The organism is Liquorilactobacillus ghanensis DSM 18630 (assembly GCF_001435235.1).
Lineage (GTDB): Bacteria > Bacillota > Bacilli > Lactobacillales > Lactobacillaceae > Liquorilactobacillus > Liquorilactobacillus ghanensis.
Map to the genome: position 1 here is coordinate 1 of NZ_AZGB01000029.1, position 15,504 is coordinate 15,504.

General features: G+C 35.6%; 12 protein-coding genes and 11 tRNA genes. 19 read left to right on the forward strand and 4 right to left on the reverse strand.

Annotation, left to right across the window (positions count from 1 at the left end):
• The first annotated feature begins 64 nt into the window (after positions 1-64).
• From FC89_RS11350 to FC89_RS11400, 11 genes are all read left to right on the forward strand, one after another.
• Positions 65-137: transfer RNA gene (locus FC89_RS11350), tRNA-Asn, on the forward strand.
• A gap of 11 nt (positions 138-148) precedes the next feature.
• Positions 149-240: transfer RNA gene (locus tag FC89_RS11355), tRNA-Ser, on the forward strand.
• 9 nt (positions 241-249) lie between these two features.
• Positions 250-321 (forward strand) — tRNA-Glu (locus tag FC89_RS11360).
• A gap of 4 nt (positions 322-325) precedes the next feature.
• Positions 326-398 (forward strand) — tRNA-Val (locus FC89_RS11365).
• A 98-nt stretch (positions 399-496) separates the two neighbouring features.
• A tRNA-Phe gene (locus FC89_RS11370) sits at positions 497-569 on the forward strand.
• Between the two features lie 5 nt (positions 570-574).
• A tRNA-Tyr gene (locus FC89_RS11375) sits at positions 575-657 on the forward strand.
• Positions 658-661: 4 nt separating this feature from the next.
• Positions 662-735, forward strand: a tRNA-Trp gene (locus FC89_RS11380).
• Between the two features lie 5 nt (positions 736-740).
• Positions 741-813 (forward strand) — tRNA-His (locus FC89_RS11385).
• Positions 814-822: 9 nt separating this feature from the next.
• A tRNA-Gln gene (locus tag FC89_RS11390) sits at positions 823-894 on the forward strand.
• Positions 895-915: 21 nt separating this feature from the next.
• Positions 916-986 (forward strand) — tRNA-Cys (locus FC89_RS11395).
• Between the two features lie 48 nt (positions 987-1,034).
• Positions 1,035-1,119: transfer RNA gene (locus FC89_RS11400), tRNA-Leu, on the forward strand.
• A 305-nt stretch (positions 1,120-1,424) separates the two neighbouring features.
• Here the strand turns inward: FC89_RS11400 and FC89_RS12870 are convergent.
• A complete protein-coding gene (locus FC89_RS12870) occupies positions 1,425-1,580 on the reverse strand; it encodes a S24 family peptidase (RefSeq protein WP_235804423.1) in 156 nt (51 codons plus the stop codon).
• Between the two features lie 1,292 nt (positions 1,581-2,872).
• Between FC89_RS12870 and FC89_RS11410 the strand changes: the two genes are divergently transcribed.
• Complete coding sequence (locus tag FC89_RS11410; protein ID WP_057872662.1) at positions 2,873-4,192, forward strand: ammonium transporter; 1,320 nt, start codon at positions 2,873-2,875, stop codon at positions 4,190-4,192.
• A 135-nt stretch (positions 4,193-4,327) separates the two neighbouring features.
• Here FC89_RS11410 and FC89_RS11415 read toward each other — a convergent pair whose 3' ends face one another.
• The gene (locus FC89_RS11415; protein WP_057872663.1) at positions 4,328-4,864 is read right to left on the reverse strand and encodes a 3'-5' exonuclease; all 537 of its coding nucleotides are present in this window, start codon (positions 4,862-4,864) and stop codon (positions 4,328-4,330) included.
• 74 nt (positions 4,865-4,938) lie between these two features.
• Positions 4,939-5,697, reverse strand: a complete 759-nt coding sequence (locus FC89_RS11420; RefSeq protein WP_057872664.1) for an exodeoxyribonuclease III — start codon at positions 5,695-5,697, stop codon at positions 4,939-4,941.
• Positions 5,698-5,825: 128 nt separating this feature from the next.
• Here FC89_RS11420 and murB point away from each other — a divergent pair, with 128 nt between their 5' ends.
• On the forward strand, positions 5,826-6,734 hold the full coding sequence (gene murB / locus FC89_RS11425) for a UDP-N-acetylmuramate dehydrogenase (protein ID WP_057872665.1): 909 nt from the start codon (positions 5,826-5,828) through the stop codon (positions 6,732-6,734).
• Between the two features lie 88 nt (positions 6,735-6,822).
• On the forward strand, positions 6,823-8,949 hold the full coding sequence (locus FC89_RS11430; RefSeq protein WP_057872666.1) for a cation:proton antiporter: 2,127 nt from the start codon (positions 6,823-6,825) through the stop codon (positions 8,947-8,949).
• Here the strand turns inward: FC89_RS11430 and FC89_RS11435 are convergent.
• Positions 8,936-9,625, reverse strand: coding sequence for a DUF1361 domain-containing protein (locus FC89_RS11435; RefSeq protein ID WP_057872667.1), 690 nt, complete (start codon positions 9,623-9,625; stop codon positions 8,936-8,938). The genes FC89_RS11430 and FC89_RS11435 overlap by 14 nt on opposite strands.
• A 388-nt stretch (positions 9,626-10,013) precedes the next feature.
• Between FC89_RS11435 and cdaA the strand changes: the two genes are divergently transcribed.
• The 5 genes from cdaA (at position 10,014) to FC89_RS12650 (ending at position 15,273) form a co-directional block, all read left to right on the forward strand.
• Positions 10,014-10,862 (forward strand): diadenylate cyclase CdaA, encoded by an 849-nt coding sequence (cdaA, locus tag FC89_RS11440; protein WP_057872668.1) that lies wholly within the window; start codon positions 10,014-10,016, stop codon positions 10,860-10,862.
• Positions 10,859-12,037, forward strand: a complete 1,179-nt coding sequence (locus FC89_RS11445) for a CdaR family protein (protein WP_057872669.1) — start codon at positions 10,859-10,861, stop codon at positions 12,035-12,037. Before cdaA ends, FC89_RS11445 begins: the two co-directional genes overlap by 4 nt.
• Positions 12,038-12,069: 32 nt before the next feature.
• Positions 12,070-13,422 (forward strand): phosphoglucosamine mutase, encoded by a 1,353-nt coding sequence (glmM, locus tag FC89_RS11450; protein ID WP_057872670.1) that lies wholly within the window; start codon positions 12,070-12,072, stop codon positions 13,420-13,422.
• Positions 13,423-14,507: 1,085 nt separating this feature from the next.
• On the forward strand, positions 14,508-14,816 hold the full coding sequence (locus FC89_RS11460; protein WP_057872672.1) for a hypothetical protein: 309 nt from the start codon (positions 14,508-14,510) through the stop codon (positions 14,814-14,816).
• 307 nt (positions 14,817-15,123) lie between these two features.
• On the forward strand, positions 15,124-15,273 hold the full coding sequence (locus tag FC89_RS12650; RefSeq protein WP_157060726.1) for a hypothetical protein: 150 nt from the start codon (positions 15,124-15,126) through the stop codon (positions 15,271-15,273).
• Positions 15,274-15,504 lie beyond the last annotated feature (231 nt).

A 15,504-nucleotide genomic window follows, 5' to 3' on the forward strand; every position in this document is an offset into this window, starting at 1 on the left:
AACGCCGATAGTAGTTGGGGGATCGCCCCCTGTGAGGGTAGGAAGCTGCCGTGCTTTTAATTATTCCGGCATAGCTCAGTTGGTAGAGCATCTGACTGTTAATCAGGTTGTCGACGGTTCGAGCCCGCCTGCCGGAGTTATTGTTGCTGGAGAGTTGTCCGAGTTGGCCGAAGGAGCATGATTGGAAATCATGTAAACGGGTATTGACCTGTTTCAAGGGTTCGAATCCCTTACTCTCCGTAGCAGAATGACCCGTTGGTCAAGTGGTTAAGACACCGCCCTTTCACGGCGGTAACATGGGTTCAAATCCCGTACGGGTCATTTTGGAGGATTAGCTCAGTTGGGAGAGCGTCTGCCTTACAAGCAGAGGGTCACAGGTTCGAGCCCTGTATCCTCCATGGACTGATTATAGTTGTTGTAGGTAAATATATATTATGTTTGCTTGACAATCACAAGTTTTCAGTTTAAATTCTAGTAGTGTTATTATAGTTTTAATGGCTCGGTAGCTCAGTCGGTAGAGCAATGGATTGAAGCTCCATGTGTCGGCAGTTCGATTCTGTCCCGCGCCATTTATGGAAGGGTAGCGAAGTCTGGCTAAACGCGGCGGACTGTAAATCCGCTCCTTCGGGTTCGGTGGTTCGAATCCACTCCCTTCCATTTTAGGGGTATAGTTTAAAGGTAGAACTACGGTCTCCAAAACCGTCAGTGTGGGTTCAATTCCTACTACCCCTGCCATTATGGCGATAGTGGCGAAGTGGTTAACGCACCGGATTGTGGCTCCGGCACGCGTGGGTTCGATTCCCACCTATCGCCTATTGTTATTGGGTTATAGCCAAGTGGTAAGGCAAGGGACTTTGACTCCCTCATGCGCTGGTTCGAATCCAGCTAACCCAGTTAATGAAGTTTATTTTAGCTGGCGGTATAGCCAAGTGGTAAGGCAGAGGTCTGCAAAACCTTCATCACCGGTTCAAATCCGGTTACCGCCTTTAAAAAATAGTACTCTATCTATTTTTATGCTATAATATAAACATCATGCCGGTGTGGCGGAATTGGCAGACGCGCTGGACTCAAAATCCAGTGTCCGTTGAGGACGTATCGGTTCGACCCCGATCACCGGTATTATATAGATATATTAGGGATTATAAACGTTGATATAACAACGTTTATTTTTTTGCAATCAATTAAAAGCTATTAAAAAAAACGACTTTGTTGTCTTGCTGTTGTCCTAAGTTGACCATTCGATAATTTTGTTATTCTTAGGGGTCTATACTTTCAGAGATTGTTGGAACATAAAGCCAATCTTGAAATAAAAGACCCAAATATCAAATTCTTTAAAGTTGAAGATCTTAGAATCGCTAAAAATGGTGTTGTTTATCATTTTAAGGTTGTCCATGCTCGTCTCAGTTATCTTCTTTTCCGTTGTCCTAACTGTGGGTTTCAATCATTGATAAAAAACGGACACCTGGTGCTGGATAAACCAAGTTATTATATTTTTCATTAATTAACTTTAATCTGATTTTTCTGTCTTCTCGAAAAATCTTTTTACAAGTAACACCAAAACCATTTATAGAAACAATCACAATTTGTCCATCTTAATCAGGTACTGACTGATTATGGACGAAAGCTTGTGATTCTTTTTTTAGAAGGGTTGTATTGAGTCTAAGTGACAGTAGTAATTTCATCAGCCCCCCGCGTGCTAACAACTATTTTTCTTCATAATCACCGTTGATTGTATTACCTGCAGCTGTACGTCAATTGACTCCAAATATTAAAACTCCTATATTGACTTGGAAAATGTTTGCTAATTTATCAAGATCTTCTACTATTGAAATTCTAGTGCCAGAAATTCATCTTGAAATAGCAGAGAAGGGTGTTTTATCCATTTTCCCCAAATTTCTTTTTATTCTGAGTGACTTTGTTGTTACACGTAATTCTTCTATCCTTAATGTTGCTGTATTTAAAAACTTGAACATGGTACAATTTTTATAAGCATATATATTTTTTATAATTAACACTATTCTAAAAGTAAGGGGAAAATGTATGAATATAAAATCATTTTCTAGATGCTTTAAAGATACATTAAAAGCGGTAGCTGTAGTTCTAGTAATTAGATTTATAACAAAAATGTTATTTGAAAGAACAAAGAGAATTGATTTTTTTAACTTGTATAATGAGTTCATAAAAAGTGATAGTAAAATACTAATAGTATTATATTCTGTCGTGGTTTTAATATTTATTTGGTTAGTAAGTTCGTTAATTTTAGGGACAATATACTATATTTACTTAAAAATAAAAAGCAATTTGAATATTGAAGATCATCCGAGTTAATTATCTTGCTTTAGCTGGGTTTTATTTTGCAATCAAAGAACTATCCCTTAGCGCTTTGATTTTGCAGCTGATTTCTTCTAATCGACTACTAGTGAGCAATGATTTACACATATGATGTGTTTTTTTCTTAAGCCGGTAAGCGTGAGAGAGAACATAATTCGAACATGACATTTTTTTGATTGAGTTTAATTACTTAAACCATAATATAAGATGTCATGTTTTTTTGTATATAAAGGAGTTAATATTGATTTTGTATTTCGACAATCTTCAAAAATATTTTTAATGTTATTGAATAATTATAGTATCAATTCTAACAAGCGTTTTTGATTAAGCTATTGCCAAAAAAATTGTCCTACAATGTTTTATAAAGTTAGCTTAAGTCAGAGTTTATATTTAAGTATAATGACTCATTTGGTTTCTTATCGCAACATGAAAGGGCATTAATAATTGATTTCGTAAATAAAATTTATAAAACCAGAAATCCATAGACACTAGTAAATAATTGATGTTATAATTTGTGACATTGAAAGCAAGGGGGATTTTTATGAGTGCAGCTAATACAACTTTTTTAATTGTTTCAAGTGTCTTGGTATTCTTTATGACTCCTGGGTTAGCTTTTTTTTACGGAGGATTAGTTTCACGAAAAAACGTTGTTAACACAATGCTGTCAGTTTTTTTTATCTGTGGAATTGCAGTGTTGCTTTACGTAGCAGTGGGTTATGAACTCTCTTTTAATGGTGATATAGGTGGAATTATTGGAAAAGTTCATCATTTCTTTTTGAGCGGTGTTGACTTAACAAAGATTGTTAACAAAGACTTAGGGATTAACACTGGAGCTTATCTGATTTTTGAGATGATGTTTGCAATTATTACACCAGCTTTGTTTGTCGGTGCGATTGTTGGACGCATGAGATTCAATTTTTTATTAGCTTTTATTGTATTATGGTCAATTTTTATTTATTATCCAATGGTTCATATTGTTTGGAGTACGACAGGTTTCTTAGCTAAATTTGGTGTTTTGGATTTTGCTGGTGGGACAGTTGTTCATATTAATGCAGGTGTTACAGCATTAGTTTTATCAATTTTCTTAGGACGTCGTTTAGGATTTGGTAAGAAAAAACCTCAACCATATAACTTACCATGGGTATTACTTGGAACAACGATTTTATGGATTGGTTGGTATGGTTTCAATGCTGGTTCAGCATTGGGAATGAACGATATTGCAGTTCAGGCTTTCTTGACAACTACTGTTGCCACTGGTGCTTCATTAGTAACTTGGATGATTCTTGATATGATCGTTGTTGGCAAACCAACTTTGCAAGGGACTTGTACCGGAACACTGTGCGGCTTGGTCGGTATTACACCAGCCTGCGGGTTTGTTACAGCTGGTGGGGCTTTCTGGATCGGAGCAATCAGTACGGTTGTCAGTTATTGGTTTATTACCAAAATTAAGCCGATTTTGAAATATGATGATCCGCTTGATGCTTTTGGTTGCCATGGAATTTCTGGAATTGTTGGTTCAATCTTAACTGGTGCATTTGCTAGTAAAGCAGCAAATAGCGGCATTGCTCACAATGGTTTATTCTACGGCGGAGGTTTTAGTCAGTTAGGACTTCAAATTGTTGGGACACTCTTTACGATTGTTTTTGTAACAGTTATGGTGTGCGTAATTGTTCTTATTTTGAAATTATTTGTTAAGATGCGTGTTAATGAAAAAGAAGAGTTAACCGGTTTGGATCAGTCAGAGCACGGTGAATTTGCTGATTACACAGTCGCTGAGGTTTCTAATACGGCTGATATTTCAAAATATAGTGGTGAATTCCAAGGGCAATTAGCTCATTTAAACAATCCGCCTAAGCAGTAAATAATACTAATAAAATTATTAATTAGATTGCATTTAATTTGATAATAATTTATATTATTTTGAAATTGTGATTTTTGTATATTAAAAAAATAAATGGAGTTGGACAACTTACTATAGCTGTCCAACTCCATTTATTTATTCAGGTTGTTTAATGAAAGGTAGTAAAGCATCTGATCCAAAATGATTTTGCTGCCATAAAGCAATTTGAGCACAAGCAATACTATCTGCCAAGGCATTGTGATGATGCTGTAATTCGATGTTTAAATTTTGGCAAACAGTATTTAAACGGTAATTTTCGTAACCCTTTAGTAAACGGCGACTAGATTGCAGGGTGTCCAGCACCGCAAAAGAAGTTGTTGAGATACCAAAAGTTGCTAACGAATTTTGCAAAACACTACAATCAAATCGAGCATTATGCGCCACTATTAATTTATCTGGTTGAAATAGAGCTGCGATATGAGGCCACAAGTCAGCAATTGTAGGTGCTTCTTGCACATCGGCTTCCTGAATTCCATGAATTTTTATATTTCGCCGATCAAAGTAAGTTTGTGGATTCAATAAAGAATATAATTGATCAACAATTTGGTTGTCTTTCACAACAGTTATTGCCAGTGAACAAGCGCTATTACGGTGTCCATTAGCTGTTTCAAAATCAATAGCAGAAAAATTCATATTGATACTCCTTATTATAATAGTAAGTAATTTGAAGTTATAACCGATCGTTCACAGAGGAAATGAGATTACTTTTATTTATTGACTAAAATTAACTCAATTGGGCAGTGATCAGATCCTAAAATATCTGTCAGAATTTCAGCTGATTTGATTTTCGGCTTCAATTGCTCGGAAGTAATAAAATAATCAATTCGCCATCCAGCATTATTCTCGCGAGCGTGGAAACGATAGCTCCACCATGAATAAACACCAGTTGTTTGCGGATGCAGTTCACGAAAAGTATCAATAAAACCAGTGTTTAATAAAGATGTCATTGCTGACCTTTCTTCGTCACTAAAGCCAGCATTATGTCGATTGGTTTTCCAGTTCTTTAGATCAATTTCTTGGTGTGCTACGTTAAGATCACCACATAATATTACCGGTTTGTGTTGATCAAGCTCATGTAAAAATTGGCGGAAGGCAGTTTCCCATTTTAAGCGAAAATCCAAGCGTTTTAATTTTTGTTGAGAATTGGGTGTATAACATGTAACTAAGAAAAAATTAGGGTATTCAAGTGTAATAACCCGTCCTTCATGATCAAATTCTGTAATACCGATTCCATATTTAACTGATAATGCCGGTTTTTTTGCAAAAATAGCAGTTCCTGAGTAACCTTTGCGTTCAGCATAGTTCCAGTAGGTAGTATAACCCGGGAAAGATAAGTCAATTTGACCTTGCTGCAATTTAATTTCTTGTAAGCAGAAAAAATCAGCATTAAGTTGTTCAAAAACAGTAGTAAAATTCTTTTTTAAAATTGCACGTAAACCATTAACATTCCATGAGATAAACTTCATTGGGCTTTAAGACCTTTCCTAAATCATCTAAAATTGATTTTAGCAGTAAGTATTAAAAAAAACTAGCGTTGACATCTGAAAAAAATGTTAGAATTAAGGTTGAATATTTATTATGAGTGAGGAAAAAAATGAACAAGAAAGTTTCAGAATTGATTAAACGTTTACCGCGGATAACTTTATTGCAGGATGAACCATTATCAAAGTATAGTAACACTCGTACCGGTGGGCCGGCAGATGTATTGGCGTTCCCGAACAACAGTCAAGAATTAATTGAATTGGTTAACCAAGCCGCACAGCTTCAGTTGCCGTTAACAATTTTAGGAAATGCTAGTAATTTAATTGTCAAAGATGGCGGAATTGAAGGTTTAGTGGTTATTTTACGTAACTTAAACCAAATTACTTGTCATGAAAATAAAATAACTGCTGAAGCTGGGGCAGCATTAATTGCAGTCACAGAAACAGCTTGTCAACAAGGACTCACTGGTCTCGAATTTGCTGCAGGAATTCCAGGCAGTGTCGGTGGAGCTGTTTTCATGAATGCTGGTGCTTATGAAGGCGAGATTAGTCAAGTGGTTGAAGAAGTTACCGTAATTGATCGTCAAGGAAATTTGAAACACTATAAAAATCATGACTTGAATTTTAATTACCGCCATAGTCGAATTCAAGTTGAAGGAGACTTGATTTTAACTGCTACATTTGCTTTACGTCCTGGGAAACGACAATTAATTCGTGAAAAGATGAATGAGTTGAATTTTCAACGTGCTGCGAAACAACCATTAGAATATCCTTCGTGCGGCAGTGTTTTCCAAAGACCAAAGGGGTATTATACTGGTAAATTGATTCATGATGCAGGATTGCAAGGATTTCGAGTAGGTGATGCACAAATCTCGTTGAAACATGCAGGTTTTATTATTAACTTAGGTCAAGCAACCGCAAAAGATTATTTAGCAGTTATTAAACATGTACAGCAAGTTATTTGGGAAAAATTTCAAGTTAAATTGGAAACTGAAGTTCGAATAATCGGTCGAAATGCTTAAAAAAACAGTTTGTCTAGCATAAAAGTAGGCAGACTGCTTTTTTTTAAGCATTTTTTTTGTCATAATAGATAACATAAGGGGTGAAGAAATGGCAATTGTTGAAACAATTTTAGGTCTAATTATAATTGTGTTATTTTCTAATCTGATTAATCATTATTTTCAATGGATACCAGTCAGTCTTGTACAAATCTTTTTGGGCACACTGACTACATTAGTATTTAACCTGAAGATTGATTTAGATCCAAGCTGGTTTTTGCTATTGTTCATTGCACCGTTACTATATAATGACGGACGACGTTTTCCACGAAAGGAATTATGGAAATTAAAGGGAGCAATTTTTAATAATGCAATTTTATTAGTCTTTTTAACAATGCTGTTTGGAGGATTTTTAATAACCCTTTTAATTCCTAAACTGCCATTGCCAGTTGGAATGGCTTTGGCTGCTGTGCTGGCTCCAACAGATCCTGTTGCGGTGCATTCAATTTCGAAACAGGTAAAATTACCTGACAATATTTTGCATTTAGTCAGTGGAGAAAGTTTGATCAATGATGCAAGTGGATTGATTGGTTTTAAATATGCTTTAGCAGTTGCCGTAACCGGTTATTTTTCATTATCACACGCAGTTGGTGACTTTTTCTATGTTGCTATCATGGGCTCGTTAGCAGGATTTCTACTGATTGGGCTGGTTATTTTAATAATTGAATGGCTGGTTGTGAAGGGATTTAATGATGTTGTTTTTAATACAGTCCTGCAGGTTGCCGTTCCATTCATTATTTATTTAATTACTGAAAAGTATTTACATGCTTCTGGTGTAATAGCAGTTGTCGTTGCGGGTGTTTTCTTCGCCAGCCAACGTAACAACTTTGTCAGTGTTCAACCAGAAATCAACTTAGTTACAGAGCGAACGTGGGATATTATTGTTTATTTACTTAATGGAACAATGTTTGCTATTTTAGGAGTTGAATTGCCGGTAGCAATGAAAGGAGCAATTCAAAGTGATCAAGTTGATACCTTTCGTGCTTTATGGCTAGTTATTGAAGTCTGGATAATTTTATTATTGATTAGAGTTGGCTGGACTTTTATTTACCAATTATTCGATCAACAGCACAATTCTTGGCGTTTTCGGTTAAGGATTGCTTTGATATCAGGTCTCTCAGGCGTCCGTGGGGCAATTACAATGGCGGGTGCTCTAACAATTCCACTCCAACTTGCTGATGGTTCACCTTTTCCTGAACGTTCATTAGTACTTTTTGTAGTGGCCGGGGTTATTATCCTAAGTATGCTCATGGCAATAATCTTGCTACCGTTATTTGCGGGAAAGACCTTAGATATTCAAACACGGGGAGCTAATGCTGATTTAAGTACAAGCAAATCATTACTGGATGAAGACGACGAAGATGATGAAGAAACGACGACTGCTGAGGAAAATTTGTTAAATTTGAATCAAGCAAAATTATATTTATTAAAAAATGCCGTGCGCTCTTTAGAAGAACAGCGCCGGCAGCATAATCAATTGGCAGTTTATCAATTGATTCTTGAATATCAATATCTGATCAAGCGCTTGGAAATTGCTGAAGAACAGTCAGTTGGTGATTCAGGGATTGTTCAAGATGAACTTGATTTAAATCGGGTAGCGATCAAGGGCGAGTTGAGGGAGTTGCAGCGGCTATATCAAACAAATCAAATCAGAGAAAAAGTTTATTTGCGGTTCAAACAAACTCTGACCAAGCAGCTTAAAGGAATAAATCATGGATTGACTCTACCGCAATTTGGTTTAATACTTAATCTTCGGTTGAGCTGGCGAAAGATTTATCGGCAAATTTTAATCCGCTGGGGTACGCAACAAGATGAAAAATATATGGTTGAAGTTCGATTAGTCGAGCGGGCACTGGCTAAATCAGCGATTAAAACGCTCTCTGAATATTTACGAAAACCTGATGTTAATGAGCAGGCTTTTAATCGAGAAGCTATCTATCATTTGATTATCCGCTATCGTTCATTAATTGAAAAACAAAAAAAACAGCAAGAAAATCAACTTGATCCGGCTGTTTATCAGCAGCAATTGCGTAATTTGCATTTGCGTTCGATTAGTGCTCAACGAGTATCGCTGCAATATTTAATTGAACAAGGTTATTTGGATCGACACTCGGCTGTTGCTTTGCGGCAGTATATCAATCACGAGGAAAATCTATTATTACGTGTTAGTTCTGTTTAACTTCAGTCATATTCTTTTCAGTTTGTTGCAGAGATTGTCGGGAAATAAAAATAATAATCCACATAATCAATTGAATGATAAACATAAAGCCAACAAAAATCAACATTCGTGGGCTCCACATATCAACCAATTGTTGCAAGACCCAATTTGGATCTAAAAATAAGTAAGCCGTGTGTAAACGTAAAAAACGGCCAACATAAATTCCTACTGAAGATAAAAGCAATAAGATGTTGATGGTCAAAATTTGCCAACCGCGTGAAAAACGATGAAGTTTAAGCAATAATTGATCAGCAACGTATTCAAGACTCCAAATGCCAACTAATGAACAAGCGAGTGCACTCGCAACTAGGTTAGAAAAATTCAGCCATAAATGAAGATTAAATTCCATTAATCCAGTTGCGCTGTTATAGGGATCTAGTTTTGCCAGATGAAACAAGTCAGTTAGCACATAAGGTGCATTGGGGTAAAAGAGCAACCAAAAAACAAAAATTACTCCAAAAATAAAATTATTTTGTCGATAGTCTAAATGAAAGGAAAGCTCAATCGGTAGATAACCTAAAAAGGTATTTAACAGTAAGAAACTGTAAGTTCCACCTCGTGAGTAGACGGTTAAATAAATGTAAAGCATAAATAACCAGAAAGCAATCCGAATCAGCCAACGATTTTTTGTAGCCATAGAGTTCACCTGAATTTTACGTATTTAATCAATTCTACCAATATTTAAGGATTTATTTTAGGGATAACGACTATTTTCTTCAAGATTTCAAAAAAAATTAATTATTCATAGGCTGATTATCACGGAAAATCTTAAACGAAAATATAGTACTGTTGGATGTGATCGTAGTTTTTTTGAAATACAGTCTGATATTTATTTTTCAGCGGATTTTATAAAAGTGGTTTTACAGATTTTTAAATTTTGAAATACAGTATTTAAAGTTTAGATTTTTTTAATTAAGATGTGTTGCAATTAATTTTCAAAACGAGGAAAATTGATTACATCACAGAGAAAATTCTTTCATCATGACGTGATATAATTAAAGTGTTTGTATAAGGGGGTTAGATAAGTGGCCATTGACTTTGAGAATTTATTTACCGGGCAAAATGCTATTAATTTAATTGACATTTTGGTGGTTTGGTATGTCATTTACAAATTAATGATGCTGCTTCGGGGGACAAAAGCAGTTCAACTCTTTAAGGGAGTTGTTGTGATCGTCATCATTAAGATTGTCAGTCTATATTTGGGATTGAAGACAGTTTCATGGATTACTGATCAAGTAATTAATTGGGGATTAATTGCAATTATTGTTATTTTTCAACCTGAAATTCGCCGAGGCTTAGAGCATTTAGGCCGCGGGTCAATTTTTTTGCATAATAAACAGCAAAACGAAAAGCAGTTGAAAATGATTAATGCGCTAGATCAGGCGGTTCAATATATGTCCAAACGGCGAATCGGTGCTTTGATCACGATTCAAATGAAAACCGGTTTGGAAGATTATATTGAAACAGGAATTAATCTAGATGCCGAAATAACGGGTGCGCTGTTAATTAATATTTTTATTCCTAATACACCGCTGCATGATGGGGCTGTTATTATTCGTAATAATAAAATTGCCGTGGCAGCGGCCTATTTACCGCTGTCTGAAAGTAATTTAATTCCTAAAGAACTTGGGACGCGGCATCGAGCAGCAGTCGGAATCAGTGAGGTAACTGATGCTTTAACAATTGTGGTTTCTGAAGAAACTGGCGGGGTTACAATTACCAAAAATAATGAATTGATTCGTGATTTAACTCAAGAAGACTACTTGAAATTATTGAAAAAAGAATTAATAAATGCGCCTGAGGGAAACCAAAGCCGTAGTTCATTATTTGTTAATTCTGTTGCAGATTTTTTTAAGGGGGGCAAGCATCAATGAACTTAAATTATTTTTTTAATAATAAATGGTTTTATCGCTTGTTATCCTTAGTCTTTGCAATTTTTTTATTTGGTTATGTCAGTTCTTTAGGATCTGGCGGCAGTAATCCTCCAAGCAACAATAATACTTCTATGATGTCGGAACGCTCAGTAACTTTGAAAATGCCCTTAAACTTAAATGTTAATAGTGATAAATATTTTGTTACCGGTTATCCAGAAAAGGTTAAAATAAAAATTTCGGGTGCTGATTCAATGATGACAGCTATTACTAATACACGAAATTTTAGTGTTTATGCTGATTTGAGCAAATTAAAACCAGGAACGCATCGCGTTAAATTACAAGAAGCAGGATTGAGCCGCAATCTAAGTTATAAGATTTCACCAGCAACTGTTAAGGTAAAAATCAGTGTCCGGAAAACAGCTGATTTTCCAGTACAGGTCGTCTATAATTCCGATCGTTTAGCTAGCGGCTATCAAAATGGAGATAGTTCTGCTAATCCACAGGTCGTTTCTGTAACGGGAGCCAAGACGGATATTAACAAGATTGACCGTGTTGAAGCCTTGTTAGATATTCCGCAGGGGACAGATGACACTTTGGTTAAACAAGTAATGTTGCAAGCAGTCGATAATAGCGGTAAAATTCTTAACGTAGTAATCAGTCCTGAGACTGTTCGTGTCAAATTGCCAGTTTATAGGGCAACTGCTACCAAAAAAGTTTCTTTAAACTTTGTTGCCAGTGGTGGTTCGAGCAATCAAAATTATAATTTCAGCAGTAAGACAAAAGAAGTTTCGTTGGAAGGAACTAAAAGGGCACTTAGTAAACTTTCACAGCTGACGGTTTCAGTTCCGGTTTCAGGTGTGACAAGTGAAACGACGAAAACCGTTAAAATTGCAGCACCAGCTAATGGTATTTCAACTGTTACTCCTAGTGAAGTGACAGTTACCATCACGCCTAGCTCAGTTTCAACTGGCAAAGCTGCTTCCAGTACTAAATCGTCATCGTCTTCACCTTCGTTTTCGACAGCTGAACAAAGTAGTGTTGAGTCGGATAATTCGAGTGTTTCAAGTTCGTCGGCAATTGATAACAGTACATCTTCGGCATCTACTACGACAACCAGCAGTAGTGAAAAGTCAGTAACTTCGGATACAACTAGTAAGGATAATAAGTCAAATTAGTATTTAAGTGACAGAAATGAGGAAATAAAAATATGAAATATTTTGGTACAGATGGTGTTCGTGGAGTAGCTAATCAGGGGTTGACTCCTGAATTAGCTTTTCGATTAGGTCGTTGTGGTGGCTATGTTTTGACAAAGCATGCCAAAGACGATACTAAAGCACCTAAAGTCTTAGTTGCACGTGATACCCGGATCTCTGGGCAAATGCTGGAACATGCATTGATTGCTGGCTTGTTATCAGTCGGAATTGAAGTGTTTTCGTTAGGTGTAATCACTACACCGGGAGTTGCTTATCTGGTTCGGGTTCAAGCTGCTGATGCGGGTGTTATGATTTCGGCTTCACATAATCCAGTGCAGGATAACGGAATTAAATTCTTTGGTGGTGACGGCTATAAACTATCCGATGAAAAAGAAGCTGAAATTGAAGATTTATTGGAAACAACAGCTGATCAATTACCACGACCATCTGCTGAAGGTTTAGGGACTGTCAATGACTATCATGAAGGGAGTTTGAAGTATACTCAATTTTTGGAACAGACGATCCCTGATGATTTAAGTGGATTGCATGTTGGAATTGATGGAGCAAATGGTGCCACAAGTGGGATTGTTTCCCGGTTGTTTGCGGATTTAGGAGCTGATTTTGAAACAATTGCCACTAAACCAGATGGTCTAAATATCAATAAGCAAGTTGGCTCAACTCACCCTGAAAATTTAGCTAAGTTTGTAGTTGAAAAACAGCTGCAATTGGGAGTGGCTTTTGATGGTGATGGTGACCGTTGTATTGCAGTTGATGAACTGGGCAATATTATTGATGGTGATAAAATTATGTATATTTGCGGCAAATATTTAAGTGAACGAGGCCGCTTAAAAAAAGATACAATTGTGACAACTGTTATGAGCAATTTAGGTCTATACAAAGCAATGGCTGCCCAAAACCTTAAGTCAGTTAAAACTAAGGTTGGTGACCGTTATGTTGTCGAAGAAATGCTGAAAAGCGGTTATAATTTAGGTGGAGAGCAGTCAGGTCATGTAGTCTTCCTTGATTTTAATACCACTGGTGACGGGATGCTAACAGCTATTCAGTTAATGAATGTAGTTAAAAAGACTGGAAAGAAGTTATCAGAATTAGCTGCAGAAGTTACTAGTTATCCGCAAGAGTTGGTCAATATTCGGGTAACTGATAAAAAGGCAGCAGCAACTAATCCAGCTATTCAAGCAGCGATTAAAAAAGTCGAAGCTAAAATGGGTTCAGAAGGTCGTGTATTAGTTCGCCCCAGTGGAACGGAAGATCTATTGCGGGTAATGGCTGAAGCGCAGACAAAAGAACAAGTTCATGATTACGTGATGGAAATTGCTGCCGTTGTTAAAGAACAATTAGGTGAATAAAGCCAAGTATTATAAATTTAAAATTAATGATAGTAAGATAAATTATGCAGGTGGGTCGTTTGGAATTTTATTCATGACGTAAGGAATTATGTAATTTTCTGACAAGAAAATTAATGATCCTAAGGATTAAATAAAAAACTAAAGTCCAAAATAGTAGATACCAAATTATTAGTAACAGCAGCCACCATTGACCGGCTTGAAGCAATAGCCAACTGCTGTGAAAAATGGAGAGTTGCCAACTGGTTTTCAGATAAAGAAATTTTATTGATTTTAGCAAAACGACAATAATTGCTAACCAGAAGCTTATTTTTAACTGTTTACCATTGATCAAAACAAAGCACTCCCCAAAAATCTAATTTAAATCTATCTTAGCCCAAATCATAAAAAAAATCATTAATTTTACAAACTCTGGTTGACAGCGTTTCCAAAAAAGTCTATTATGCAGATATAAGGTAATAATTAATTTACCTTCTAATCAATTCTCTTTCTCTCTTATGCCGACCACCGCCCAATCAGCGGTGGTTTTGCTTTGGATTAAAATTTCAATTTTGATGTCATTGAAAATAAACGATTGCTGCTCATAAGAAATTTTGCCAATAATTTGTTGGTTAATCAGAGTTGTTAGTCAAAAAATGCAAACTCCATTTTTGTTAACTTAGCCATCAACAAAAGTGTATTATCCTACACTAATTTTGATAAATCAAGTTTATTAAATACAATTTTATAAAAAAAGTAACAATAAAGCATCTGAAGCATCAAAATAAGTTATAAGCATATGAAACTATTCATAATGGTCGAAGTGTATAATTCACTGGTTGGAATTTAAATTAATGCTAATATAGTTACTGGTGGCTAATTGACGATTTAAAAAGTTCTTTTTATAATTTATAACAGTAATCAAGTTTGATCAACGCAAGAATTAAAAAATGACGTGATGATGTTTTTGATTAAAACAAGGTTGAGTAATTATTAGGACAATAATAACAGTGAAAGTAAGTGACTTTGAAGGGAACAACTATCCAACCAAAATTATTTTTATCAATTACTGGTGTTTGTTCAGAATTTTATAGTAGGGGTAATAGTCAATGAAGAATCATGAAGAATTAACTTTAATTGAAGAAATCACACTAAATGATGGTACCAGTTATTTTGAAATTTCCAATATGGTTCAAAATGGACGAGCAGAATTGGCTGCTCAACGTGGCTATATTAAAAATGTACGAATTTTACAATTAAATATTCCACGTTCGACTAGCGTTTTAGCTTATGAAAAATTTATTAATGAAAATTTCACGATGCCGCCTGAGCAATTTGATCATTTTGAACGATGGCAGCGCACGCCAGAAATGGAAAAAGTTGTCGAACAAATTTTACAGGAGAATCATATCGCATAAAAAGAGCTAGTAGAAATTAAATTCATTTGGGTCTTGGTGGGCTATTTCATAGGCATATTTAAGCTTTGAACTAGCGGTAAGTCCTAAATTAATTAGATTTTGTTGTGTCATATATTCGTTAAGTCCTCTGAAGTATTTCGTTTTTGAACGATTGATTTTTTCAGTATCTTTATGAAACAAACGCCAATTGATTTTTAAAGCTTTGTAATTCCGACTATGTTTATTAGCCAATTCTTTTAAAGTTGTCACTCTGAGTTGATCAAACGACCGCTTTACCAAAATTGTTCTAATTGGTTTAGGAGCAATTTTGCCATTAATTACCAGATGTGAAAATAAATATGGTCAAGCCTTTAGTCGTGGTCAATGGTCTGTAATGCTTATTTTGTTGATTGTTGCAGTTGTTGGCGGAGTTTATCTTGGCAGGACACAATTATCGCGGCCAGTGGATCGCAGTTGAAGCAATTTTAGCTTTGTTCATAATCTGGCTTGTAGGTCGAAGACACGGCACAGTCAAACATTGAGAGTCTTTTAATTTAATATTATTGAGGAGTCCAGACAAATAATAACTTTGACGGGCTCTTTTTGTAACTAAATTTTATTTTTAATAACGATTTGTAAAAAATGAATCAACAGCTAACAGATTAATTAGCCATATTTGATTGCAACAGCGTAATTATTTAATATAGTT

What these genes read in the sequence shown, in the direction of transcription:
- FC89_RS11410 (WP_057872662.1), top strand. Translation starts at nt 2,873, where the DNA reads ATGAGTGCAGCTAATACAACTTTTTTAATTGTTTCAAGTGTCTTGGTA.
- FC89_RS11415 (WP_057872663.1), bottom strand. Translation starts at nt 4,864, where the DNA reads ATGAATTTTTCTGCTATTGATTTTGAAACAGCTAATGGACACCGTAAT.
- FC89_RS11420 (WP_057872664.1), bottom strand. Translation starts at nt 5,697, where the DNA reads ATGAAGTTTATCTCATGGAATGTTAATGGTTTACGTGCAATTTTAAAA.
- murB (WP_057872665.1), top strand. Translation starts at nt 5,826, where the DNA reads ATGAACAAGAAAGTTTCAGAATTGATTAAACGTTTACCGCGGATAACT.
- FC89_RS11430 (WP_057872666.1), top strand. Translation starts at nt 6,823, where the DNA reads ATGGCAATTGTTGAAACAATTTTAGGTCTAATTATAATTGTGTTATTT.
- FC89_RS11435 (WP_057872667.1), bottom strand. Translation starts at nt 9,625, where the DNA reads ATGGCTACAAAAAATCGTTGGCTGATTCGGATTGCTTTCTGGTTATTT.
- FC89_RS11445 (WP_057872669.1), top strand. Translation starts at nt 10,859, where the DNA reads ATGAACTTAAATTATTTTTTTAATAATAAATGGTTTTATCGCTTGTTA.
- glmM (WP_057872670.1), top strand. Translation starts at nt 12,070, where the DNA reads ATGAAATATTTTGGTACAGATGGTGTTCGTGGAGTAGCTAATCAGGGG.
- FC89_RS11460 (WP_057872672.1), top strand. Translation starts at nt 14,508, where the DNA reads ATGAAGAATCATGAAGAATTAACTTTAATTGAAGAAATCACACTAAAT.